25 protein-coding genes and 1 riboswitch are annotated in these 22,865 nt (G+C 54.6%); of the genes, 3 read left to right on the forward strand and 22 right to left on the reverse strand.

Annotation, left to right across the window (positions count from 1 at the left end; genetic code table 11):
* The first annotated feature begins 14 nt into the window (after positions 1-14).
* From ACFO3I_RS02105 to ACFO3I_RS02115, 3 genes are all read left to right on the forward strand, one after another.
* A complete protein-coding gene (locus tag ACFO3I_RS02105) occupies positions 15-1,664 on the forward strand; it encodes a S41 family peptidase (RefSeq protein WP_377331369.1) in 1,650 nt (549 codons plus the stop codon).
* Complete coding sequence (locus ACFO3I_RS02110; protein WP_377331370.1) at positions 1,661-2,053, forward strand: hypothetical protein; 393 nt, start codon at positions 1,661-1,663, stop codon at positions 2,051-2,053. Before ACFO3I_RS02105 ends, ACFO3I_RS02110 begins: the two co-directional genes overlap by 4 nt.
* Positions 2,054-2,311: 258 nt before the next feature.
* On the forward strand, positions 2,312-3,574 hold the full coding sequence (locus ACFO3I_RS02115; protein ID WP_377331371.1) for a Fic family protein: 1,263 nt from the start codon (positions 2,312-2,314) through the stop codon (positions 3,572-3,574).
* Positions 3,575-3,627: 53 nt separating this feature from the next.
* Here ACFO3I_RS02115 and ACFO3I_RS02120 read toward each other — a convergent pair whose 3' ends face one another.
* The 22 genes from ACFO3I_RS02120 to ACFO3I_RS02225 all read right to left on the reverse strand — a co-directional run bounded on the left by ACFO3I_RS02120 (position 3,628) and on the right by ACFO3I_RS02225 (position 22,860).
* A complete protein-coding gene (locus ACFO3I_RS02120) occupies positions 3,628-4,077 on the reverse strand; it encodes a DUF2147 domain-containing protein (protein ID WP_377331373.1) in 450 nt (149 codons plus the stop codon).
* Between the two features lie 158 nt (positions 4,078-4,235).
* Positions 4,236-4,742, reverse strand: a complete 507-nt coding sequence (locus ACFO3I_RS02125; protein ID WP_377331374.1) for a hypothetical protein — start codon at positions 4,740-4,742, stop codon at positions 4,236-4,238.
* 25 nt (positions 4,743-4,767) lie between these two features.
* Positions 4,768-5,277, reverse strand: a complete 510-nt coding sequence (locus ACFO3I_RS02130; protein ID WP_377331375.1) for a hypothetical protein — start codon at positions 5,275-5,277, stop codon at positions 4,768-4,770.
* Between the two features lie 141 nt (positions 5,278-5,418).
* The gene (locus tag ACFO3I_RS02135; protein WP_377331376.1) at positions 5,419-5,838 is read right to left on the reverse strand and encodes a hypothetical protein; all 420 of its coding nucleotides are present in this window, start codon (positions 5,836-5,838) and stop codon (positions 5,419-5,421) included.
* Between the two features lie 5 nt (positions 5,839-5,843).
* Positions 5,844-7,169, reverse strand: coding sequence for a FliI/YscN family ATPase (locus ACFO3I_RS02140; protein ID WP_377331377.1), 1,326 nt, complete (start codon positions 7,167-7,169; stop codon positions 5,844-5,846).
* The gene (locus tag ACFO3I_RS02145) at positions 7,162-7,794 is read right to left on the reverse strand and encodes a FliH/SctL family protein (RefSeq protein WP_377331379.1); all 633 of its coding nucleotides are present in this window, start codon (positions 7,792-7,794) and stop codon (positions 7,162-7,164) included. Before ACFO3I_RS02145 ends, ACFO3I_RS02140 begins: the two co-directional genes overlap by 8 nt.
* A complete protein-coding gene (locus ACFO3I_RS02150; protein ID WP_377331381.1) occupies positions 7,795-8,814 on the reverse strand; it encodes a FliG C-terminal domain-containing protein in 1,020 nt (339 codons plus the stop codon).
* A complete protein-coding gene (gene fliF, locus ACFO3I_RS02155; protein ID WP_377331382.1) occupies positions 8,795-10,543 on the reverse strand; it encodes a flagellar basal-body MS-ring/collar protein FliF in 1,749 nt (582 codons plus the stop codon). Before fliF ends, ACFO3I_RS02150 begins: the two co-directional genes overlap by 20 nt.
* A 9-nt stretch (positions 10,544-10,552) precedes the next feature.
* Positions 10,553-10,870 (reverse strand): flagellar hook-basal body complex protein FliE, encoded by a 318-nt coding sequence (locus tag ACFO3I_RS02160; protein ID WP_377331383.1) that lies wholly within the window; start codon positions 10,868-10,870, stop codon positions 10,553-10,555.
* A gap of 17 nt (positions 10,871-10,887) precedes the next feature.
* Positions 10,888-12,198 carry a sigma-54-dependent transcriptional regulator gene (locus ACFO3I_RS02165; RefSeq protein ID WP_377331384.1) on the reverse strand — a complete coding sequence of 437 codons (1,311 nt, stop codon included), beginning with the start codon at positions 12,196-12,198 and terminating at the stop codon, positions 10,888-10,890.
* Positions 12,199-12,211: 13 nt separating this feature from the next.
* Positions 12,212-13,042: a MotY family protein gene (locus ACFO3I_RS02170; RefSeq protein WP_377331386.1), complete on the reverse strand. Its 831-nt coding sequence runs from the start codon at positions 13,040-13,042 to the stop codon at positions 12,212-12,214.
* Positions 13,043-13,222: 180 nt separating this feature from the next.
* A riboswitch (cyclic di-GMP riboswitch) is annotated at positions 13,223-13,307 on the reverse strand.
* 317 nt (positions 13,308-13,624) lie between these two features.
* Complete coding sequence (locus ACFO3I_RS02175) at positions 13,625-15,706, reverse strand: flagellar biosynthesis protein FlhA (RefSeq protein WP_377331387.1); 2,082 nt, start codon at positions 15,704-15,706, stop codon at positions 13,625-13,627.
* A gap of 2 nt (positions 15,707-15,708) precedes the next feature.
* Entirely contained in the window at positions 15,709-16,845 is a 1,137-nt protein-coding gene (gene flhB, locus ACFO3I_RS02180) for a flagellar biosynthesis protein FlhB (RefSeq protein WP_377331389.1), read from the reverse strand.
* A 3-nt stretch (positions 16,846-16,848) separates the two neighbouring features.
* Positions 16,849-17,625 (reverse strand): flagellar biosynthetic protein FliR, encoded by a 777-nt coding sequence (gene fliR, locus ACFO3I_RS02185; RefSeq protein ID WP_377331391.1) that lies wholly within the window; start codon positions 17,623-17,625, stop codon positions 16,849-16,851.
* The gene (locus ACFO3I_RS02190) at positions 17,622-17,891 is read right to left on the reverse strand and encodes a flagellar biosynthetic protein FliQ (protein WP_377331392.1); all 270 of its coding nucleotides are present in this window, start codon (positions 17,889-17,891) and stop codon (positions 17,622-17,624) included. Before ACFO3I_RS02190 ends, fliR begins: the two co-directional genes overlap by 4 nt.
* The gene (gene fliP / locus ACFO3I_RS02195; RefSeq protein WP_377331393.1) at positions 17,888-18,625 is read right to left on the reverse strand and encodes a flagellar type III secretion system pore protein FliP; all 738 of its coding nucleotides are present in this window, start codon (positions 18,623-18,625) and stop codon (positions 17,888-17,890) included. Before fliP ends, ACFO3I_RS02190 begins: the two co-directional genes overlap by 4 nt.
* Positions 18,618-18,974, reverse strand: coding sequence for a FliM/FliN family flagellar motor switch protein (locus ACFO3I_RS02200; RefSeq protein ID WP_377331395.1), 357 nt, complete (start codon positions 18,972-18,974; stop codon positions 18,618-18,620). Before ACFO3I_RS02200 ends, fliP begins: the two co-directional genes overlap by 8 nt.
* Positions 18,971-19,831 (reverse strand): hypothetical protein, encoded by an 861-nt coding sequence (locus ACFO3I_RS02205; protein WP_377331397.1) that lies wholly within the window; start codon positions 19,829-19,831, stop codon positions 18,971-18,973. The genes ACFO3I_RS02200 and ACFO3I_RS02205 overlap by 4 nt, the downstream gene beginning before the upstream one ends.
* A gap of 26 nt (positions 19,832-19,857) precedes the next feature.
* Positions 19,858-20,274, reverse strand: coding sequence for a hypothetical protein (locus ACFO3I_RS02210; RefSeq protein ID WP_377331398.1), 417 nt, complete (start codon positions 20,272-20,274; stop codon positions 19,858-19,860).
* A 1-nt stretch (position 20,275) separates the two neighbouring features.
* Positions 20,276-21,265 (reverse strand): flagellar motor protein MotB, encoded by a 990-nt coding sequence (locus ACFO3I_RS02215; protein ID WP_377331399.1) that lies wholly within the window; start codon positions 21,263-21,265, stop codon positions 20,276-20,278.
* Complete coding sequence (gene motA, locus ACFO3I_RS02220; protein ID WP_377331401.1) at positions 21,265-22,122, reverse strand: flagellar motor stator protein MotA; 858 nt, start codon at positions 22,120-22,122, stop codon at positions 21,265-21,267. Before motA ends, ACFO3I_RS02215 begins: the two co-directional genes overlap by 1 nt.
* A gap of 15 nt (positions 22,123-22,137) precedes the next feature.
* The gene (locus ACFO3I_RS02225; protein ID WP_377331403.1) at positions 22,138-22,860 is read right to left on the reverse strand and encodes a FliA/WhiG family RNA polymerase sigma factor; all 723 of its coding nucleotides are present in this window, start codon (positions 22,858-22,860) and stop codon (positions 22,138-22,140) included.
* Positions 22,861-22,865: the final 5 nt, after the last annotated feature.

Genomic DNA, 22,865 nt, shown 5'->3' on the forward strand with positions numbered 1-22,865 from the left:
AAGGAGTAGGTGCGATGAAATTTCAGTTCTGGTTGAGCCTGGTAGCAGCGGTGAGCATGACTGCCTGTGGCGGGGGTGGCGGCTCTTCTGGCGCGAGCACAGGCGGCAGCAGCACAGGCGGCACCGGCAGTGGCAGCGCTACCGCACCAGTCTGGACAGCTGGCGTTTACAACAGCGAAAGCCAATACAAAGATTATTGCGCCAACCCACGCAGCGGCGCAGACCCTTACAACAGCAACCAGCCCTACCCGGACAAAGCCGGTTCCGCCATGCATGAAAAAATGTGGTTACGCTCCTGGAGCAACCGCACCTACCTATGGTACCGCGAGCTGCCCGACCGCGACCCGGCCAGCTATACAGTAGCCGCCTATTTTGCTCAGCTGAAAACGGAGCAAAGCACAGCGTCTTCTGCCGCCAAAGATCAGTTTCATTTCACTCAGGACACCGCCAGCTACAACCAGCAAACCCAATCCGGCGTCAGCTCTGGCTATGGCATTGAATGGTCGGTGCAGTCCACCACGGTGCCGCGCTGGTTTCAGGTGGCCTACACAGAACCGAATTCACCGGCCAGCAATGCCATGGTGAAACGGGGCGATATTATTCTGGAAATTGATGGGGTGGATTTTATCAACGACCCCAGCCAGGCCGGGGTAAACACCCTGAACGCCGGCTTGTTTCCGGCAGCCTCTGGCGAACGGCACCAGTTCAAATTCCGCCGCACGGACGGCACTGAATACAGCCTGACGCTGACCGCTGCCAATGTGGCCAGCAGCCCGGTGCAAAATGTCAAAGTGCTGAACACCAGTGCAGGCAAACTGGGCTATATGCAATTTAATTCCTTTATCACGCCAGCTCAGCCTCAGCTAATTAGCGCGGTGCAGCAATTCCGTGATCAGGCGGTCAGCAACCTGGTGATCGACTTACGCTACAACGGAGGCGGTTTGTTGGCGCTGTCCAGTCAGCTGGGTTATATGCTGACGGGCCCGAACATTATTCAAAACCGCTACTTTGAAAAGATGCAGTTTAATGACAAGTACCCCAACACCAACCCGGTGACCGGTGCCAGCCTGGCGGCTACACCCTTTTACAGCAAACAAATTAATTACGAGCAGAACACCCTGACCAGCACCAGCTTACCGAACCTGAACTTAAGCCGGATTTTTGTGCTGGCCACCGGCAATACCTGTTCCGCCAGCGAAGCGCTGATTAACGGCTTGCGTGGTGTGGATGCAGAAGTGATCCTGATTGGCGACCGCACCTGTGGCAAGCCCTATGGGTTTTATCCGGAAGATAACTGCGGTACCACCTATTTCACCATTCAGTTCAGTGGCATTAACGCCAAAGGCTTTGGCGACTATGCCGATGGCTTTGTGCCCACCCCGGCACCGCAATTTGACGACCAGGTGAAAGGCTGCGCCGTAGCTGACGACTTCAGCCATGCGCTGGGCGACCCGGCCGAAGCGTTGCTGGCCAGCGCAGTAGAGTATGCACAAAGTGGCAGCTGCCCTGTCAGCGCCAGTAGCAGCACGGACAACCCAAGCCTCCGCAGTGACAGCCGCAGTGCGGTACCTGCCTTACTGAGCACACCGGCAGTACGCAACCCGAACGACAGGGTGCTGAACCAAAGCATTCGCAGCCCTATTCACGAACAGGAACAACCATGAGACTAAGCCTATCTGTCGCCGCACTGTTACTGAGCGCTTGCCAGCACCAGGTGCAGGCCGAACAACAAGCCGCGGTGCTGCTGGAAACCTCAGCTCAGGTACGGCAGGAAATTCAGCAGGCGATACAACAAGCCATTGGCGGTGATCCAGTGAAGCTGGCCGACAATGTGTTTTTATTTGAATCAGAGATTTGGATTGAAAACGCCGTATTGCGCGATGAAAAAGGCCGGCCTTTGGACGGCCGCATCCAAAACGCAGCCAACCTGTTTCAACTGAAGCTGGAGAATGGCCGCTGTGTGCTGCGCCACAATAAATCCAACCAGAACTTTGAGCTGCAAAGCGCCCACTGCGTCGCCGAAAAACAGCGTTACCCCGAGACCACTCAATAAGGCGCTGAAGTGCATAAGATAAGGCCAGCTTAAACGCTGGCCTCCGTTTTTTGGCTGTTATGGCGCAGTTACTACAAACTGCGCCATAACAGCCAGAATAATTGGCGCAGTTTAATAAACTGCGCCACAATGATGCCATCTTTCAAACGAAACGGTGCCATTATTGTCATGTTGAATGACCAGTACAGGCTGCTTGAAAGCGTCCGGCTTGCCTCTGAGGGACTCACTCTCACCCAGTTGCTTGACCAGCATCCAACGATGGCCAGACGTACAGTACAACGTCAAATTGCCCGCCTGATTGAGGAAGGTCAAATACGGGCGACTGGCGAAGGGCGCGCCAGACGTTACCTTTTCCGCACTGTGACTCAACCAGGACCGGCTACAGACCACTTTCCGGCCTTTATCCCTTTATCAGCAGACAGCAAGGATATTCTGGCCTATATCGATCAGCCCACCGAAGCCCGTAAACCTGTCGGCTATCAACCGGACTTTCTAGAGGCTTACCAACCTAACCAGAGCTGGTATTTGTCCGCTCCACTTCGCCGCCAGCTGCACAGCCTTGGGAAGACGGCTAACCAACAGCAACCTGCAGGTACATACAGCCGCGCCATCCTGAACCGACTATTAATCGATCTGTCCTGGGCATCCAGCCACCTCGAAGGTAATACCTACTCCAGGCTTGATACGCTTGAGCTGATTACCCATGGCAAAGCAGCCACAGGTAAAGCCGCACTTGAAACTCAGATGATCCTGAATCACAAAGCCGCGATTGAATTGCTGGTCGACAATATTGATAGCCTGGAGCTGAACCGCTATAGCTTGCTGAATCTGCACAGTGCTTTAGCTGAAAACCTGTTGCCAAACCCTGCAGACGAAGGCCGTGTTCGCTTACATGCCGTGGATATTGGCAAAAGTGTGTATCGGCCTTTATCAACGCCACAGCAGTTAGATGCAGAGCTGGACTTGTTACTGCATAAAGCCAATCAAATTTTGGACCCGTTTGAACAGTCCTTTTTTATGATGGTGCACCTGCCCTATTTACAACCATTTGCAGACATCAATAAGCGCACCTCGCGCCTCGCCGCAAATTTACCGCTGTTTCGCGCTAACTTATGCCCGCTGACGTTTTTGGATGTGCCTGAACAGGCCTACAGCCGTGCCACTTTAGGCGTGTACGAAATGGCCAGGGTTGAGTTGCTGCGTGACCTGTATCTGTGGGCCTATGAACGTTCGACTCAGGAATATCTGGCTATCCGGCAGGATCTGGTGGAACCAGACCCATTGCGGTTAGCCTGGCGTAGCCTTTTAAAACAAACTATCTACCAGGTGGTCTGCAATCCGGCCACCGAACCGCTGGACATCATCCGGCAGCAGGTGAGCCTTCAGGTACCTGCTGCTGAACGTCATGCGGTTCAGGCTCTCATAGTTGAGGAGCTACGCCGGTTGCATGAAGGGGTATTGGCCCGTTATGGCTTACGGCCTTCAGAGTATCAGCGTTGGAAGACTGCCCAGACCCGTTGACAGGACATTCAGGCTTAAGTCTTTCAGACAGCCAGCTTTCTGGCGCAAGTCTGTTATTTCACTCTATGCCAGGTCTGGCTGCGGCCTAACAGCGAAAAGCCCAGATAACCCCGCACATTTAGCTGGTCGGCATTCGCCAGGCTCAGGGTGCAGCTGTATAACTTGCCATTTTTCGGGTCCAGAATATCACCGTCGCTGTAGTCATCGCCGTCTTTGCTCAGGCCTTTAATAATCACCAGGCCCAGCACCGGCTGGTCTTTGTCAGCACCTTCACATTCATTGCACAGAGCCGCCTTCTTGGCCGGGTCGAAAATCTCCACTACCTTGCCGTACAGCTTGCCATTGTCTTGATAAATTTCGACCACAGATTTCGGCTGACCGGTTTCATCATCAATGGTTTTCCACTGACCAGTGACAGTGGCCGAAGCGGCAGGCTGATTGGCCTGCACAGAACCCATGGCCACCAGGGCCAGCGCAAACAAAGACACACAGATTTTTTTCATAAAAGGCCACTTCAAAAGAAAAGACAGGCAGACCAGGGATGCAGGCCTGATTCGGCGCGAATCATCCCTTAGGAGGAAAGGCAGAGTCAAGTTGTCACACAGCTAACCCGACGTTCTCTTCAGATCTGGCGACTCTTTGAGTTCGAAGCACCCTAATTTCAGGGAATATTGACATACTCCAGCACCCAGCCGTCACCCAGAGTTTTGCTATAAAACAAAGGCTGGGTCAGGTCCTGCTCTGTAGCGTCGTGCAGCTCAGGCTTGTATTCAGTGTGTTGTGCAGGCTGATAACTAAAGCCCAGATGGCTGCCCCCCGCCCCACGCCATTCGGACCACTGCAATAAGAATAAGGAACAGCCGCCCTGAGGAGCCACAGGTAACGCCAGCTCTGTTTTGCCCAGTTTGCGTAATACCCTTTTTAGGGTGTCCACCTCTGGCTGAATTTCAGCCGGATAAGACGCGGGGAAATCCACCTCAAAAGTAAGGTAGGTGCCAGGGTTTCTGGCACGATAAGCACAAGCTGCCTGCGCTAGTTGACGAAACTCAGTCTGATGCTGTTGGTAATAATGACTCAGTTCAGTCAGGTCTTTCCGGGAGTCGTATTTATCTGTATTCCAGTATGCAATGGCAAAAACCGCGACCATTGCAGCAATCAACCAATTCATCTGGCATCCATGTGCTAAAGCGCGGCTAAGGGCTGTAGTCATATTGCACATACCAACCGTCAGCCAATGGCTTAGTGAAATACACGGGTTCTTGTGGATTGTGTTTATCCAGGTCGTGCAGCTCTGGAATATAGTCAGCCAAGCGGGACGGGTTGTAGCTGTAACTCATTTCAACACTGTCGCCGGCAAACACAAAACCCCATTGCAGCAACAGCAGCGAGGAGCCGCCGTCAGCACCCTGTAGCAATATCAGGCTCCCGCCCCCTATTTGCCTGATCAAGCGGTCAATTTTTGCGAAGTCTGCAGCCAAAGGCATCGGGTACTCAGGCGCAGTCCCTGGCTTATACACCTCATGACGGGTATTCATTTGTTTTTGCACAGCACAGGCCAGAGTCGTCAGTTGCTGAAACTCAGCCCGATGCTGGAAAAAATGCGGAGTCAGCTCCGGAACACCTGATCTTTCAGCCGCAGCTTGGCTGCATTGGTACAGCACAAAAAGCCCGCAGAAACTTAAAAAAGAGAAGAGTAGTTTCATCCTTGACCTCTGTAAGTTCCGGCGGCCTCCCTTAAGGCTCACAGCCAGAAAACTGAACACTATCAGTCAGCTATCTAAACAAAGACCAGAATTACGTGATTTCCCCTTAGTGTCAACAGACCTTAAACGAAGAGATTAGTATCAGGCTAACTGCCTGCCGCGTTGATGCAGCTGCATCGCCAGTTCGTCGGCCTGTACTTGTTCCTGGCGTTGCTGTTTTTCCTGCTGCACCAGCTCACGCCGCTCGATCAGGCATTCAATGCCTTTGCTGAAGGCGGCCTGTTTGCGGCAAACCTGCTGCTGTTGCTGCAGTTCCTGCTGGCTTTGTTGCACTTTGTCCTGCTGCTGTTGTTGCATGTCCCACAGCACATTTTGCATCGATGCCAGGTTTTGCAGGCCCAAGGCGGACTTCATCTGGTAACTGCGTTCCAGTTGCTGAATATGGCCGCTTAGCAGCTGCAAACGGTGTTCTTCCAGCTGGCTATGCTGCGCCAACTGGTTTTGCCGTTCGGCCATTTGCAGCAGGTTTTGCTGCTGTAACTGCAGATACTGCTTTAACATGTGGTTCAGCTCCCGAGTAATTGCTGCAGTTGGTGTTGGGCTTCAGTAAAACTGCTGGCCTGGTTTAAACCCTGGGTCAGAAAAAGTTCTAACGCCGGGTACAGTTGCACCGCCTGGTCCAGCTCCTGGTCTTTGCCTTGTTGGTAAGCACCGAGTGGGATCAGCTCCTGCACCTGCAGGTAGCGGCTGTACAGCTTTTTCAGTTTGTAAGCCTGTTTCAGCTGGGCTTCCGGCACTATGTGTGGCATCACCCGGCTGATGGAGGCGCCAATATCAATGGCCGGGTAATGGCCCCGCTCCGCCAGGCTGCGGCTGAGCACTATATGGCCGTCTAAAATAGCGCGGGCGGCATCTGCTATAGGGTCCTGCTGATCATCGCCTTCCGCCAGCACTGTATAAATGGCGGTCATACTGCCCTGGCTATCGGCACTGTTACCCGCTTTTTCAACCAGTTGCGTCAGTTTGCTAAAGACAGAAGGCGGATAACCTTTGGTGGCCGGCGGCTCCCCCACCGACAGGGCAATTTCACGTTGCGCCTGGGCGTAACGGGTTAACGAATCGACCAGCAATAACACGTTCAGGCCCTGGTCACGGTAATAGGCGGCCAGCCGGTGCGCCAGTTCGGCCGCGCGCAGCCGCAGCAAGGGCGACTGATCGGCCGGTGACGCCACCACCACCGCCTTTTTCAGGCCATCCGGCCCCAGGCACTGCTCAATAAAATCTTTTACTTCCCAGCCGCGCTCACCAATCAAGCCAACCACCACCACGTCGGCCTGGGTAAAGCGGGTCATCATGCCGAGCAGCTTACTTTTGCCAACGCCCGAACCGGCAAACAGGCCGAGGCGCTGACCCTGGCCAACTGTAAAAAGGCCGTTAATAGCGCGGATGCCAACATCCAGCGGCGCGCTAACGCCTTTTTTCTGTAGCGGGTTTACCGCCGCCAGTTGGGCGGAAATGCGTTCGCCTTCGGTCAACCGACCTTTACCGTCCAGCGGCTGCATTAAGCCGTCAACCACCCGGCCAAGCAGTGCCTGCGACACCCAAAAACTGGAGGCGTCCGGCACCGAACGCACCCGGGCGCCAGCCCGCACGCCGGATACAGGTTCCAGCGGCATCAGAAAGGCCTGGTCAGGTTCAAAACCCACCACTTCGGCTTCACACCAGTCGCCTTGTTCGGTTTCCACCTGGTAACGCTGGCCTAACACAAAATGGCCACCGGCGGCCGATAAAATCAGCCCGTTGACCCGCACCAGCCGACCAAAACTCAGTACAGGCGACGGACGGATCAGCTGGGCTCTGGCGCTGGCCAGTTCGGCGCTCAGGTTACGCATGGTCGCCCAACAATTGCTGACGCAGTGGCAACAGCGCTTCGTCTAACCGCTGCTGGAAATCCAGCTGATGCAGCTGTTGTTTGCCATTAAACAGCACCTGCCCGGCCGACAACTGGTTGTCGAGTTGCAAAGGCACCTGCTGAATTTGTGAAATGCCGGTAAATAAGGCGGCATCCTGTGCCGACACCGCAATGGACTGCAGCGGGTCGGTCGCGCCCAATAAAGGCACCAGCTGCTCAATCGACAACTGCAGTAAAGCCGGTTGGGTCACCAGTTCGGCCTGCAGGACCAGGCTGCACAGCTGCTGCACTGTGGTCAGCAGTTCCGCCGCAATCTGCTGGTCCCGTTGCTGCAGTTGCTGCTCAAACTGTTGCGCCAGCAAATCCAGCGCCTGCTGCTCACGCACTAAAGCGTCGATTTGTTGCTGCTGCAGCTGGTGTTGCCAGAAGGCCTCAGCCTGCTGTTCACCGGCGGTACGGCCACGGCTGAAGGCGTCCTGCTCTGTGGCCTCGACCCCAGCCTGATACCCTTGCTGGTAACCTTGTTCGTACTGCTGCTGCGGGTGTACGGAGCCATCACGCCGCTGCAGTGCCGGAAAGCGCAAAGGTTGCGCGGCGCCGCTCATTTAGCCCACCGTCTCTTCCGGATACAACCGGTAATCCAGCTCGCCAGCCAGCATACGCTGCTTTACTATGGCCATAATCTCGGCGCGCGCCGCTTCTACTTTGCGCACAGGCTGAGGTTTCATGGTATCGATTTGCTGACGGTACACTTGCGCCAGACGCTTAGGTAACACCGCCAGAATGGCTTCGGTCAGCGCCACATCGGCGCCTTTTAACGCCGTGACCCACAACTCGTCCGGCAGGTCGGTCAGCAGCTGGTTCAGCACCTCTTCGCTCTGACGGCTTAAGCTGAAGAAGTCATACATCTTGTCTTCAATGGCTTCCGCTGTGGCAGAGTTGTGCTGTTTCAGCAGCTCCATAATTTCCGCTTTATTGCCGCTGTAGCGGTTCATAATGTCGGCCACCTGCTGCACCCCGTTGACGCGGGCGCCCACCTGTTCACCAACATAATCAATGCAGCGCTCCAGGGTGTAACGCAGGTCTTCAATCACGTGTTCACTGACTTCGCGCATATTGGCAATACGGAACAGAATGTCGTCGTGTTTTTGCTGCGGGAATAAACCCAGAATGGCACTGGCCTGCTCGGCCGGTAAAAAGGCCAGGATCAGCGCCTGCATCTGGATATGTTCCTGCTCCATAAAACGAACCAGCAATTCAGCCGGCACCCATTCCAGCCGGCGGATATCGTCCGCCAAAGCGCCGCCATAAATATCGTCCAGCATGCCACGCGCCAGTTTACGGCCCACCGCTTTGTCGAGCGCCCGCTCCAGGTACAACCTGGACGCGCCGCTGACACCGCTTTCGGTGCGGTACTGGTCAAAAAAGTCGGTCAGAATAGAAGCCACGTCGTCCTGGGTGACGTTAGCAATTTTGGCCATACGCTCTGACAAAGCCCGCACTTCGTTGCGACCCAGTTTTTTGATAATACAGGCGGCATTTTCTTCGCCCATACTCAGCAGCAGTATCGCGGCCTTGTCCAAATCACCAATAGGTTTTGCTTGCTCAGCTCTTAACGGATTCAACGCTGACTCCTCGTTCTATCCAGTATTTGATCACTGCAGTAACCCGGTCAGATTCCCGGTTCGCCAGCAATTGCAAATGGTTGATTTGGTCGGCAAACTCAGACCCGACCGCAGGTAAGTTCATGTTATGCGCAGCGGCAGCCCCAGCGGCTGAATCCACAGCTGCTGACGCGACACCGTCCAGAGTGGCCGGGCCTTTGGCTGCATCCGCCGGTGTCTCACCCGCCTGTGCCGCCGCGCTTAATGGGTTCAGCCCCGTTAATGCGCCAGTCGCGTTGCCTTGTTGCTTTTGTTTGCGGGTCAGGTGGTTCACCAAAGGCCGCACGCCAAAAATCACCAGCGCCAGGCCAATCAGCGCGCCAATGCCATAACGGACGTATTCTTTCATTTCCGGCAGTTGCCACCAGGCCATACCTTCCAGCTCAGCGGCAGCGCCAGCCGGCACAAATTCAAAAGCACTGATGGTGAACTGGTCACCGCGTTCGGCCTGGAATCCAGTGGCGGTTTTCACCATGTCAGCTAACTGGTCCAGTCGCGCCTGTGTCCAGCCAGCTTCTCCGGCCGCAGCCTGATTCACCAGCACAGACACGCTTTGGCTTTTCACCCGGCCAATTTCATAGCGGGTATGGGTAATGGCTTTGCCGGTGTCGAATTCACGGCGGGTTTCATTGCGCTGTGAGGTGCGTTCGTTGTTGTCCGGCGCTGCCGCTTGCTGGCCTTGTTGTACCGGCACAGGCGGCTGATTGGCCAAGGAGCCGGGAATGCCCATCGCCAGCTGGTCCTGCATCGAGTCGGTTTTGGTGTTTTCGCTGCGCAGCACCGCGTCTTTGTCCAACGCTTCGCGGGTTTCTTCCACCACGTTAAAGTCGACGTCTGCGGACACCTGAATGCGGTAGTTGCCGTCACCCAGCACAGGTAACAACATAATGGAGGCGCGCTGCTCAATAGAGCGCTCGACTTTGTCGATAAAGGCGAGTTTTTTGTCCGTTTCTTTGCCAATCGGCGTTTCGTCGTACAAAGACCCCGATACCAGCTTGCCGCGTTGGTCCACTACCGAGACCTGACGCGGGTCCAGCCCGGGAATACTGCCGGACACCAGACTGACCACAGCTTCCACCTGTTCGGGTTTCATGTTGTAGCCCGGCGCTAAGTCCACCATCACTGAGGCGGCTGATTTTTCTTCTTCCCGGCCGACAAACAGGTTGCGCTTCGGAATGGCCAGATGCACCCGGGCATTGCGTACACCGTCCATGGTAATAATGGTGCGGGCCAGTTCGCCCTCCAGCGCATGCTGGTACTGCATCGACTCCATAAACTGGCTGGTGCCCATATTCATTTTGTCCTGCATGGCCGACAGGCCTTCCGGCATGGCCGCTTTGATACCACGGGCCGCCAGCGTGATGCGAGCGTCAGCTAAACGGTCTTGCGGCACCATAATATTGCCGCTGTCAGTGTCGATACGAAACGGGAACTGCTCTTTATCCAGAATTTCGACAATACCGGCTTTGTCGTAATGCTCCTGGCTGCCATACAAAGGCACGTAGTTTTTCGCCGAGGTCCAGAGGATCACCACAATAGTGGCGGCCACCAGGGTCGCCAGCAGCGCAATGGACGCCAGGCTGCGTTCACCCTGTGGCAAAAATTGCATTTTGCCGGACAGGTTGATCACCTTCTCGCGGAAGCTGCCGTCAATAGTGGCCGGCATGGCTTTAGCTAATTCAGTTTTCATCATTCAGCCTTACAGCGACATGCGCATAATGTCATCCACACCGTTCATCACTTTGTTGCGCACCTGCAGCAACATGGAGAAACTTAAATCGGCTTTCTGACTGGCCACCATAGCGCCGACCACATCGTCAGAACGTCCGGCATCGACCGCAGCCATCATTTCCGACGACAGGTTCTGCTGAGCATTGATGGAACGCATTACCGTGCTGAAATCATTGCTGATCCCACTGTCGGCCTGGGCCGGCTGAATACGGTCATTGCGGGCGATTTGCTCCAGCTGACCAAACTGACTGAGTAATTCTTGTTGGGATTGAATTGGACTGACCATTGATCTGTTCCTCTGACTTAAGCTATTGCGTCTGTATCTACACCATGCTCACGCATAGCAGCCAATTTGTAGCGCAGTGCCCGGGTACTGACCCCCAAAGCAGCCGCAGCCCGGGTGCGGTGACCATTAAACTGGTTCAGCACTCCTAACACGTAATCGAATTCTGCGGTGCGTTTGCTGTGCTTCAGTTGCTCGGCCGATACCGGCAATTCAGCCGCTGTCAGCACCTGTGCAGGCAAACTTAAATCGATAGGCTGCAGCTCAATGCCACGCGCCATCACCAACGCCCGTTGCATCACGTTTTCCAGTTCACGCACATTACCCGGCCAGGAATAGGCCAGCAGTTGTTGCTGAGCAGCCGGACTTAACAGGTACTTGCCATCGCCGTACTTCTGCATAAAAAACTCGGCCATCGGAATGATGTCATCACGGCGTTCGCGCAGCGCAGGCCAGCGCAGTGGCAATACATCGAGCCGGTAAAATAAGTCCTGCCGGAACTGGCCTTGTTCGGCCAAAGCGCGCAAGTCTTTATTGCTGGCGGCAATCACCCGCACATTAAGTTTGATTTTCTGGTTACTGCCCAGACGCTCCAGTTCGCGTTCCTGCAGTACCCGCAGCAGTTTGGCCTGCAATGGCAGTGGTAATTCAGAGATTTCATCCAGTAATAGCGTGCCGCCGTTAGCCGCTTCAAACTTACCGATCTGGTTCTGCGTCGCCCCGGTAAAAGCACCTTTGTTGTAACCAAACAACATAGCTTCGAGCATGTTTTCCGGAATAGCCGCACAGTTCACCGCGATATAAGGCTGGTCACGACGGGCAGACACCTGGTGAATGTATTGGGCCAACCGCTCTTTGCCTGTGCCTGACTCACCGTTGAGCAGCACAGTGGCGTCGGTTTGCGCGGCTCTGTTGGCCAGTTGCAGCACCTGACGGCTGCCAACCGACACCGCTACCATATCTTTCAAGCCACGCCCGACCGACGCGGCATGGCGAATGGTGTTTTGCAGTTGCACTGCGCTGAAGGGCTTTAACAGATAGTCGATAGCGCCCTGGGTCAGGCATTCGGCGGCAAAGGCGTGCTGGTCGCGCTCCACCAGCACAATGATCTGACAGCTGTCGAAATGCCGTTTCAGCACCCGCATCAGCTCACGGGTTTCGATATCCGGCAGTTGTGACGCCATCACCACAATGTCTGGCCGCAAGCTGCTGCAGGCGTCCAGCACTGAGGTTAAGTCTCTGGCAGTCCTGATCTGCAGTCCTTCGGCTCTGGCACAGTTCAGTTGCTCTTCTGCAGGTACAGAGGCATCGATCCACAGTAAATTATTCATACGATCTGTTACCTCAACCTGCACTGCGGATTAGCCGCAGTATCACTCTGTTATTGGATTGGTTCCGCGCCAGCGGGTATCTGTTGCCATGGGCCCGGATTTCCAGCTGTTTTTTCGGCACCCCCCATTCAATCAAGCGAGCGGCCACTTCGTCGGCTCGTTCTTCCGAAACAAGGCGGTTGGCTAAAGACGTACCGGCGTCGTCGCTGTGACCATCAATGAGCACTTTGCGGACGGCTTTGTCTTCTTTGATATAACGGGCGAGTAATTGCAGATGCTCAAGTCCGGCAGCATTTGGCTGACGTTCCCCTGGCACATAGCTCAGCTGGTAATCGCGGGCCTGTTGCCAGCTCATAGGCAATAAAGAGGCGGTGCAGTGCTGAAATTCGGTTAACGCCGCAGCGGACTTCAGGTTAGGTACTCGCAGACTGAGCTCCTGGCCTGGCAGGTCCAGCCATATTTCCAGCCAGTAGCCCTGCTGCAGTTGTTGCAAGGCCACGGGCACCAGCTCAACAAAGCGCGCCTGCGACTGACTGATTTCGGCAGCTGACAGCTGGACGGCTGGTGCCAGCTGGCCTGGTTGCCAGTCGGCAGGGATCAGACGCCCCTGCACATCCTGCAACTGCAGATGTTTTGACTCCATGTCCAGCAGTAGCTCCAGCGGCTTAGCCGGCTCCTGACGGAAGCTTAAGGTCGCCATAGACCCCAACTGCTGCTGCATGCGGCATTGGAACTGATTGCCTGAGACCTGCCATTCTGCTTGATCCATAGCGGGCACCACCACAGTAGAGGCTGTGCTGCCAATGATCGAACTGAATGCCAGACTAAATAACGTGCTGTTCACCCGATGTATCCTTTTAACCAACCCGTTTGGGCCGAAACCCGGTACCCGATTAAAAGGCAAACAGCAAATAGACAGGTGGAGCCAGACTGACGGACAGACCAACCCCTACCCTGGATACAGGCGCGCCCTAGCCTTGCCTTACGACAAACCCAGTGCCACACCCGCAGGGTGACCGCTTGCTAATGCAACCCCGCTATCTTAGGCTAATGCCCTTAGACCGGAGGCTTTGCGTCCTGACCTTTCGACCAGTTTGCCTTTTAATTTCTAAGCTCTGCAGTTTCAGAACAGAATCTGACTGAACCTGCACTTAACATAAATAAAAACAACAAAAAAAAACAGGATGAAAGTTTTATTTTTGTAAAATCAGCTTATTAAGTGGCTGAATTTTCAACATTTCACCTGTTATTTATCTAAAAATGGCACGTCACACAAATTACATACTTATGCTTTGTATAAATAACATACTAACATGACGCTTTGTTGAAACTGATTCGACCATGGTCTGGGCCTGCACAATTTGCGACCGTCAACAGTTTAAAAGCGACGACCTTAGGCCTGTCCAGTCGCTAAGCGGCCATATTTTTAGCCTAAGGTGCCTATCACATTGACCCGTACCTGATCCGGCACTTCGTTATACGACAGCACCACCAGGTTACCCTGAGTAAAACTCTGGGCGTAGCGGGCCAGCAAAGGCCGCAACTGCGGCAATACCACCAATACTGGGTGATAGCCCAGCCGCTGCATCTGCTCACGAATTTGTGGCATCAACCGCTGGAACTGGCTGAGCAGATTCGGCGCCACCGGGAACGAATCCAGACTCACTTTGCCGGCCTGCATGGCCTGATTCAACGCACTTTGCAACGTTTGCTCAAGTTTGTCGTCCAGGCTGTACACCGCCAATTCATCGCGTTCACCCAACACTTGTTGCACCAGCATGGCTTTGAGCGCGCAGCGCACATCAGACACTAATAAAATCGGGTCTTTGGTCACTTCGGCACTGTCGACCAAGGCAGTGGCTATCGTCACTACATCGGCCAAGCTGACCTGTTCTTTAAGCAATAAACGTAATACTTTCAATTGCAAATTGGGTAGCAGTGCTTTTTCCAGCGCTTCCGCCAGTGTTGGCGCGACCTGCGCCAACCGCTTCTGAAACTGCTTTACATCTTCAAAAATAAACAGCTCGGCCAGCTGTTCTTTCACCACTTTGCCAACATGAGTCGCCACCACAGTGGCGACGTCGACCACTGAATAGCCAAGGTTCAGTGCTTTGGATTTCTGTTCGGTGTCAATCCAGACCGCTTCCAGGCCATAGGCCGGGTCTATGGTCACTTCGCCATCCATCTGGCCATAAATATCGCCGGTATTCAGCGCCAGCAGTTTATTGGCCTGTAGGCGGCCGCAACCGACCATCACGCCACCCAGTTTAATGCGGTACTCTTGTGGATTAAGCTTCAGGCTGTCACGCACCCGCACTTCAGGTAACAGGAAACCACTTAACTCAGACAGGGTTTTGCGGACTCCGCGTAAGCTCTGTAATAAAGGTTCGCCCTGAGTTTTATCCGCCAGATAGACCAAGCGGAAACCCAGTTCCACCGACAAACGGTCGGTATGCGGAATATCGTCCCAGCTCAGGCTGACCGCTTCCTGGCTGATCTTCTCGGTCAGCGCTTCGACTTCGGTGTAGCTGCGGCCCTGTTGCTGTTGTTGCAAACGCCAGGCGGCAAAAAACAGCGGTGCAGCAAATGACAAGAAAGCAGCGGTTGGCATGCCCGGCACTATGCCCAGCACCGTCATAATAAAACCTGCGGTCAGCAGCACGCGCGGCGACGCCAGCAGTTGTCGGCCCACTTCATCCGACATCTCCCCTTCATCGTTCATCCGGGTGACAATAATGGCGGCAGCCACCGACATCAGCAGCGAAGGAATTTGTGCCACCAGACCATCACCAATGGTCAGCAGGGCAAAACGCTGGAAGGATTCGCCAAGGCTCAGGCTGTGCATAAAGACACCGATGGCGACACCACCCAACAGGTTGATCACCAGAATGATCAGGCCAGCAATAGCGTCACCACGGACAAACTTGGCGGCACCGTCCATAGAGCCATAAAAGTCGGCTTCGCTGGAAATTTGTGCCCGTCGCTCTTTGGCTTGCTCAGGCCCGATTAAACCGGCGTTGAGGTCGGCATCAATGGCCATTTGTTTGCCCGGCATCGCGTCCAGGGTAAAACGGGCCGACACTTCGGAGATCCGCTCGCCCCCTTTGGTGATCACCACAAAATTGATCACCATCAGAATGACAAACACCACCATACCGACCACATAGTTGCCGCCGATCACCACCTCACCAAAGGCCTGCACCACCCGGCCAGCTACATCCGTACCTTCATGGCCATGCAATAACACCACCCGGGTCGACGCTACGTTCAGCGTCAGTCGCATCAGGGTGGCCACCAGCAACACAGTAGGAAAGACGGAAAAATCCAGCGGCTTTTTGGTCGACACCGCCACCAGCAGCACAATAATGGCCATCACTATGTTGAAGGTAAACAAGATATCCAGCAGCCAGGCCGGTAACGGCAATACCACCATCGCCAGGATGGCCAATAGCAGCACCGGGATTGCGGTATAGGGTTGGGTTAACACTCGCCAGTTCACAATGGACATCCTCACTCATTGGCCTTTTGCAGGCTTGACGGAATAAATAAATCAGGTAATGGGGCCGGCGCCTGGCCGCGGCCTTGTTTATACGCTTTAAGCTGCATCACATAGTGCAGCACATAGGCCACCGCGGTGTAGAGTGCTTTTGGCACTTCCTGGTCGACCCGGGTCGAAAAATAAATGGCCCGCGCCAGCGGCGGCAGTTCCAGCACTTCCAGCTGGTGTTGTTTCGCCAGCTCGCGAATACGCAAAGCCATTTCATCCACCCCTTTGGCCACTACATAAGGGGCTTTGGCTTTGCTTTCGGAATACTTCAACGCCACCGCAAAGTGGGTTGGGTTGGTAATAATGACGTCAGCAGTCGGTACCCGCTCACCCAGCCGGCGGTTGGCTTGCTGGTACTGGATCTGACGGATCCGGCCTTTAATTTCCGGGTTACCGTCGGTGGACTTGCGCTCTTCTTTTACTTCCTGCTTGGTCATTTTCAGCTCTTTGCTGACTTTAAACTGCTGGTATGGCACGTCGATCACAGCCACCAGGCAAAGCACCAGCGCCAGCACCATCAGGCTGAATGACAACACTTCCAGCCCTTCTTTACTGGCCAGCGCTAAATCCATCCGCTGCAGATTCAGCAAACGATCGACCAAATGATTGAGCAGGCCCCATAAGCAGCCGCCTAACAAACTGACTTTCAGGATCGATTTGACCAGTTCAATCCAGCTGTCCATGCCAAAGATGCGGCCCAAGCCTTTGATAGGGTTCAGCTTGTTAAATTTCGGCCCCAAGAGTTCGGACGAATAAATAAAGCCGCCAGGTAAAATGCCCGCCACCCAGCTGGCGCAAAACAAGGTCAACAAAAACGGCAGGGTAGCCCCCAGCATGCCAAGTAAGGCACTGGCAATGCTGCTGGTCATCAGGTCCGGTTGTTTCAGGCTGTTTTTGTCCAGCCGCCAGCTTTGCTCCATCACCTGCTGGAATAAGGCGAGGAACATGTCTGCAAACCACAGCAAGGCGGCAGCGCCGAGCAGCAGCGACACCGCGGTATTCAGCTCTTTCGAGCGGGCCACCTGGCCCTGACGGCGACCTTTTTTCAGTCGCTGCTCTGTGGGTTGTTCGGTCTTTTGCTGACTGCTTTGTTCCGACATGCGTTACCTCAGCGCCAGCAGCATGGTACCGAGCACATGCTCAGCCATTTGCATAAAGTACTGGCCCATCTGACCCAAGGTCAGAAAGACACAAACAAAGCCCAGCAGCAGCGTCATTGGAAACCCCAACACAAAGAGGTTCAGACTGGGCGCCGATCGGCTGGCCACACCAAAGGTCAGGTTCACCAATAACATGGCAATAATGGCGGGCAACGCCACCAACAGGGCTGACGCAAACATCCAGCTGAATAAGCCGAGCAAGGATTGAATATTCACCTGATACAGACTTTCACCGACCGGCCATAAACTGAAGCTGTCGACCAGCACCTGCAAAGCCACCAGATGTCCGTCCATCGCCAGAAACAACAACGCCGTCATAATCCAGAACATTTGGCTAAGCAGTGACACCTGGTCACCACTGGCCGGGTCCATCATCATCGCCATCGACAAACCCATTTGCATCGAAATCACCAGGCCCACCAGCGCCAGCACTTCAAATAACATCCGCACAGCAGCAGCCATCAACACCGCAAAAATCACTTGCTCCAGCGTCACCAACACCCCATCAAGCGAAAAGGGGTCTATCGCTTTGACCTCAATAGCCGGGGCCAACAAAAAGGCCAGTGCCAGCGCCAGCAAAATCCGGCTGCGTGGTGTCACCGCCGGGTTATCAAACAGCGGCATGGCCCATAAAAAAGCGGACAGGCGGACAAAAGGCCACCAGACCGAACCAAACCAGACCATCAGCTGGTCGATGGTTAAGTTCAGCAGCGGGCTCATCCCAGCATCCCCGGGATCAGCTGGCTTAAGTTGGCAAACCAGTCGAGGAATTTCTGCACCAGCCAGTTACCGGCAAACACCACCATCAGCAATGTCAGTAACATGCGCGGCAGAAAGGTCAGCGTCTGCTCCTGAATGGACGTCGCTGCCTGGAAAATCGCCACCACAATACCCAGCAACAAACCGGGCACGATCAGCACCAGCAAAATTTCGATAATGCTGAAAATAGCCCTGTTGACCAGATCCGTTGCCATTTCCGGCGTCATGGTGCAGCTCCGAAACTGGCGGCCAGCGTACCGGCAATCATCGACCAGCCATCGGCCAGCACAAAAATCATCAGCTTAAACGGCAGACTGATAATCAGCGGTGACAGCATCATCATGCCCATAGACATCAGCACACTGGCGACCACTAAATCGATGATCAGAAAGGGAATAAACAACATAAAGCCAATTTGAAAAGCGGTGGTCAGCTCACTCAGCACAAAGGCAGGTAACAGCACATCAAAGCTCAGATCGGCCGCCGCCATGGTGGTCGGCTCTTTGGCTATTTTCAGCACCTGCTGCAGCTCGTTTTCACGAATTTGCGCCAGCATAAATTGCCGCACCGGTTGTTCAGCCCGGCCAATAGCCTGTTCCAGCGTCATCTGCTCGGCCTGGTAGGGTTTAAAGGCATTCTGATAAATGTCCTGCCAGACCGGCTTCATAATTAACAGGCTCAGCATCAGCGCTATGCCGATCAGAATACGATTCGGCGGGCTTTGCGCCAGACCCAGCGCCTGACGCAAAATCGCCAGTACAATGATGATGCGGGTAAAAGACGTCATCATCATGATAATACCGGGCAACAGGCTCAGCATGGTCATCAGCAGTAAGATCTGCAGTTTGACGCTGTAATCCTGACCTGAATTGGTGTCGGTCACCGACAACAAAGTCAGCTCCTGAGCGTTCAGGCCAAAACTGGCGGCCAGCCACAGCAGGAGCAGAAAAAACTTAGGCATCGGTTTTTTGCTCACGACGGGTCGACACAAATTTCAGGCCGTATTTGCCGTTCACCATCACCACTTCGGCTTTGGCAAACAATACACCGTTTACTTTGACATCCAGCGGCTCGCCGACGGCTTTATCCAGCGGCAACACGTCTCCGGCTTCGGCGTCGCTCAGCTCGCCTAAAGTCACCTCAGTGCTGGCGACTTCCAGTGTCACTGTCAATGGCACGTCGCGGAACATCGACATGCCCGGCCCGGCTTTTACCGGCTCCTGCGCCTGCTCTTCACCAAACAACTCGCCCATATCCAGCATATCCATCTCGTTCACTCCGGTTCCCATTGCGCTTTGTACGTTGCTCATGATCCACTCTCCGCGTAATCTGAAATTTGAAACATTAAGGCACCAGCTTCTTCCGCTACCTTGCCGTGAAACAGCGCCTGCTGTTCCAGCTGGAATTGCATAGAACTGAACAGGTCTATACCCAGCAACTCACCCTGACACCAGGCCTGCAGTTGCTCTACCCGCACCTGCCGTCTGGCCATTTCTACCCGGCCCCGCACCGGAATACGCCGCCAGTCCAGCAGCGCCACCGGGCCCGAGGCCGGTTTTTGTTCTTCCTGCTCAGCCGCCCACAACTCCACCGGCAACCACAGCAGCCAGCTGACCGCTTCGCCCGCCAGTACCAGCCGCACTTTCAGCACCAGCCAATGAAAGGGTTGTGGCTGAAACTGCTGCTTAAATAAATGGGCTGACAATGGCAGATGCTGGTTAAACAGCAGTTGCATCAATGCCTGCGCTTGTTTTTGCAACAAACGGCAGCAAATGCGGGTTTCCGACGCAGAAAACTCCACCTTCTCTTCAATCTGGTGCCGGGCCGTCAGCTGACCGCCCAGGCACAAATCCGCCATGTTGTGCACGGCCTGATGATCAATCGCCAGATAACAAGGGCTTTCCTGCTCCAGTGGTAATTGCAGCGTCGCCAGCAGCACCGACTGTTCTGACATCCAGCTGCCGAGGCCTGTCGGATTACAGAGATTCAGATCCAGCTCAAAATCCACATCCGTTAACAGGCGGCCCAGCTCTGCCTGCAAGGCTTTGCTACAGTCTGCCAACCGGGTGCGAGCCTGCTGGCTGGCCTGTTCATACTGTCGTTGCTGCCGGGTCAACGCATACGCACTGCACTGTTGCGCTGAGTTCGCTTTCAGCAGTTTCGACATTGTTTTTTGCTTCTTCATCTGCCCACTCATGCAGTTGTGTTCTGTACCAGACGGACAGGTTGTTGTTTGATCACAAAAGCCCGCCGTCTTAATTTGCGTAATAATTTCAACACCAGCTGTGGCTCAGCACTGACCCAGGACACCCCCAGAAACTCCAGCTTGTCGTCGACCAGCTGACGGTATTTCACCTGGGCTTTCACCCGGGTTTCCCTGTCATACCCGACCCAGAACTTCTCCGGCACTTTGTCTTTGCGTGGCACCAGCAAACCGGCACCACCACCACTCATGTCTTTCACCACCGCCGACCCAATGTCGCCGCCAAACCAGCTGGTGCTTTTCAGCTTCACCGGCACCCCTTTGGTCTGAGTCGCCAAAGGCTGGCTTGGGTCATAAAAGTACCAACGGTAAAACTGCCGTCCTGGCTGTTGTCTTGGATACGGCATATCAATCCTGGTACTTGGTGCGTAACACCGGCTGATTCGCCGCCGCAGCGTCAGCAGCTTTTTCCACCGCATTACCCGGCTTGTCGGTGCTGAATAAATCCAGCAGCTGTTGTTCTGCCTGTTTGGTCAGGATCAGGATCTCAATACGGCGGTTTTCACTGGCACCAGGCTGCACCGGGTTCAGCAAAACGGTTTCCGCAAAGGCACTGACCTGAGCCACCCGTTGCACCGGCATGCCACCGGCAGCCAGTACCTGACGGGCCTGCAATGCGCGGTCACCGGACAATTCCCAGTTGCTGTACTGGCTGCTGTTAAAGGCAGTGCCATCTGTGTGGCCCGACAACAACAGTTTGTTATGAATACGCGAAAACACCGGTGCCAGCTTCAGCAGCAGGTCTTCGAAATAGGGGTTCATCTGCACCTGACCACGCAAAAACATCTGGCGGTTTTCGCTGTCACGCATAATAACGCGCAGGCCAGCCGGAATTTGCTCCACCACCAGGTTGGCTTCGGCATTGTTCAGTTCAGCAAATTCTTTAAAGGCCATCGCCAGCAGGTTCATCTCTGGTGGCGATTCGTACTGGCCACTGATCAGCGAATTCAGCTTCTCGCCCATACCAGCGGATGGCTCACGTTTGCCTTCAGGGATCTGCAGATGCGCCGACATGCCTGCCACATAGCTTTGTTGCGGTTCATGGGTGGATACCGCCATTTCGATCGGCGACGGGTTGCCACCTAAATCCACCGGGTAAGGGCTGTTCATCGCATCAAAGGGGTGACTATTACCACCCAGAATGGACTGAGTGCGCATGTAAGAGGCCACCTCGGTCCGCTCTTTGTAAGTGGACACTTCCAAAATCCACAGCACCATAAAAAACGCCATCATTGCCAGAGTGAAGTCGGCAAAGGCTACTTTCCAGGCACCGCTGCTTTTTTTGGCTTTGTCGCCGCGGGCAGCGCGGCGCAGGACCACCGGAGCTTGTGCGTTCATCAGGCCGCCTTGGTATTGATCCAGTCTTCCATTTCAGTGAAAGACGGTTTGAGTTCAGCAGCGATCAGCTTGCGGCCTGAATCCGTCGCCACCACGGCGACATGACCTTTAGTGTGCGACACCAGCACAGCACGCACGCATTCGAGCAGCGCAATTTGTTTACGTACATAGGCTTCCATCGCATTGCTCATAGGTTCGAGCAGGCAATAACAGCCAAAAATACCGATAAAAGTTCCGACCAGCGCCGCCGCGACATGGTAACCAATGCTGGATAACGGCCCGTCCAGATGCTGCATGGTGATGATAATGCCGCCAACCGCTGCCAGAATGCCGAAGCCAGGCATGGCTTCCGCAATCGAATGGGTCGCCGAAGATGGTTTTAACTGCTGCTGTTCCAGCGTCTGTATTTCCTGCTCCAGCAGCATATCCAGGTCATAAGCATTAATTTTGCCCAGACTCATCAGCCGCACGTTGTCACAGACAAATTGCAGCAACTGCGGGTTGTCCAGCACGGCCGGGTAAGAAATGAAAATGGAGCTGGTCTGTGGGTTTTCCACATGATCTTCCAGTTCACGGAAACCTTTGGTTCTGATGGTTTCCAGCAGCTGATACAGCAACACCAGTAGCTCTTTATACAGCTGGGCCTGGTCCGGCTGGCTGACAAACTGAGCTTTTAGTTGCTGGCCCAACTCTTTGAGCACAGCACTGCTGTTGCCCACCACCAGCGCGCCTAAACCAGCACCGAAAATGATGACGAACTCAGCTGGCTGCCATAACATGGCCACATTACCACCTGCCATCATAAAACCACCGACCACTGCCAGCAGCACTACACCTAAACCTATCAGTCGTTGCATCACTTCAATCCTGCGTTAATCCCACTGCGACAGTTTTTTTGTCAGCAAATCAATAGCCTGCTTATGCAGCTGGCAAACCCGGCTTTCGGTCAGGTCCAGCACCAGCGCAATTTCCTTCATGTTCAGCTCATGGCTGTAATACAACTGCAGCAACAATCGGCTGCGCTCCGGCATGGTCGCCATCGCCTGTTGCAGCGACAGCTTCATCTCCAGCGCTGACAGACAGGTTTCCCCCAGTTCAGCGTGTTGCTGCTGATCCAGTAACAGATCCAGGCTTTCCATCGACTCCGCCTGGTTCAGATACAAGTTTTCAGCAACTTCCTGCGGACTCAGCTGCAGATGCAGCGCCAGCTCTTCATGACTGGGCAAACGGCCCAGCTTGCGAGTCAACTCCCGGCTGGCATCACGGAACTGGTGCGCCTGCTGGCGCAGCTGACGTGGCCGCCAGTCGGCACGGCGAAATTCATCCAGCATCGAGCCGCGCACCCGTTTAAAGGCATAAGATTCAAAAGCAGCGTCCGGTGCTTTGCCATAACGGCGCAGCGCAGACAACAGACCCATCAGACCAATCTGTTGCAAATCGTCGCTGTCCACTACGGCGCCGAGCAGTGAGCGCAAATGTGCAGCAGCACGACGAACCAGATAGCTGTATTTCTGCAGCCACAGCCCTTCATTGGCCACCGCCTGGGCAGGCTCGGCCAGCAGTTCGGGTTCAGACCAGAAATGTTCCGCCAGCATGATGC

Origin of the sequence: Rheinheimera marina (genome assembly GCF_042654345.1) — a bacterium.
GTDB lineage: Bacteria > Pseudomonadota > Gammaproteobacteria > Enterobacterales > Alteromonadaceae > Pararheinheimera > Pararheinheimera marina.

Excerpts from the sequence above, each read along its gene's own strand:
- ACFO3I_RS02105 (WP_377331369.1), top strand. The coding sequence starts at position 15 with ATGAAATTTCAGTTCTGGTTGAGCCTGGTAGCAGCGGTGAGCATGACT.
- ACFO3I_RS02110 (WP_377331370.1), top strand. The coding sequence starts at position 1,661 with ATGAGACTAAGCCTATCTGTCGCCGCACTGTTACTGAGCGCTTGCCAG.
- ACFO3I_RS02115 (WP_377331371.1), top strand. The coding sequence starts at position 2,312 with ATGGCCAGACGTACAGTACAACGTCAAATTGCCCGCCTGATTGAGGAA.
- ACFO3I_RS02120 (WP_377331373.1), bottom strand. The coding sequence starts at position 4,077 with ATGAAAAAAATCTGTGTGTCTTTGTTTGCGCTGGCCCTGGTGGCCATG.
- ACFO3I_RS02125 (WP_377331374.1), bottom strand. The coding sequence starts at position 4,742 with ATGAATTGGTTGATTGCTGCAATGGTCGCGGTTTTTGCCATTGCATAC.
- ACFO3I_RS02130 (WP_377331375.1), bottom strand. The coding sequence starts at position 5,277 with ATGAAACTACTCTTCTCTTTTTTAAGTTTCTGCGGGCTTTTTGTGCTG.
- ACFO3I_RS02135 (WP_377331376.1), bottom strand. The coding sequence starts at position 5,838 with ATGTTAAAGCAGTATCTGCAGTTACAGCAGCAAAACCTGCTGCAAATG.
- ACFO3I_RS02140 (WP_377331377.1), bottom strand. The coding sequence starts at position 7,169 with ATGCGTAACCTGAGCGCCGAACTGGCCAGCGCCAGAGCCCAGCTGATC.
- ACFO3I_RS02145 (WP_377331379.1), bottom strand. The coding sequence starts at position 7,794 with ATGAGCGGCGCCGCGCAACCTTTGCGCTTTCCGGCACTGCAGCGGCGT.
- fliF (WP_377331382.1), bottom strand. The coding sequence starts at position 10,543 with ATGAAAACTGAATTAGCTAAAGCCATGCCGGCCACTATTGACGGCAGC.
- ACFO3I_RS02160 (WP_377331383.1), bottom strand. The coding sequence starts at position 10,870 with ATGGTCAGTCCAATTCAATCCCAACAAGAATTACTCAGTCAGTTTGGT.
- ACFO3I_RS02165 (WP_377331384.1), bottom strand. The coding sequence starts at position 12,198 with ATGAATAATTTACTGTGGATCGATGCCTCTGTACCTGCAGAAGAGCAA.
- ACFO3I_RS02175 (WP_377331387.1), bottom strand. The coding sequence starts at position 15,706 with ATGTCCATTGTGAACTGGCGAGTGTTAACCCAACCCTATACCGCAATC.
- flhB (WP_377331389.1), bottom strand. The coding sequence starts at position 16,845 with ATGTCGGAACAAAGCAGTCAGCAAAAGACCGAACAACCCACAGAGCAG.
- fliR (WP_377331391.1), bottom strand. The coding sequence starts at position 17,625 with ATGAGCCCGCTGCTGAACTTAACCATCGACCAGCTGATGGTCTGGTTT.
- ACFO3I_RS02190 (WP_377331392.1), bottom strand. The coding sequence starts at position 17,891 with ATGACGCCGGAAATGGCAACGGATCTGGTCAACAGGGCTATTTTCAGC.
- fliP (WP_377331393.1), bottom strand. The coding sequence starts at position 18,625 with ATGCCTAAGTTTTTTCTGCTCCTGCTGTGGCTGGCCGCCAGTTTTGGC.
- ACFO3I_RS02200 (WP_377331395.1), bottom strand. The coding sequence starts at position 18,974 with ATGAGCAACGTACAAAGCGCAATGGGAACCGGAGTGAACGAGATGGAT.
- ACFO3I_RS02205 (WP_377331397.1), bottom strand. The coding sequence starts at position 19,831 with ATGTCGAAACTGCTGAAAGCGAACTCAGCGCAACAGTGCAGTGCGTAT.
- ACFO3I_RS02210 (WP_377331398.1), bottom strand. The coding sequence starts at position 20,274 with ATGCCGTATCCAAGACAACAGCCAGGACGGCAGTTTTACCGTTGGTAC.
- ACFO3I_RS02215 (WP_377331399.1), bottom strand. The coding sequence starts at position 21,265 with ATGAACGCACAAGCTCCGGTGGTCCTGCGCCGCGCTGCCCGCGGCGAC.
- motA (WP_377331401.1), bottom strand. The coding sequence starts at position 22,122 with ATGCAACGACTGATAGGTTTAGGTGTAGTGCTGCTGGCAGTGGTCGGT.
- ACFO3I_RS02225 (WP_377331403.1), bottom strand. The coding sequence starts at position 22,860 with ATGCTGGCGGAACATTTCTGGTCTGAACCCGAACTGCTGGCCGAGCCT.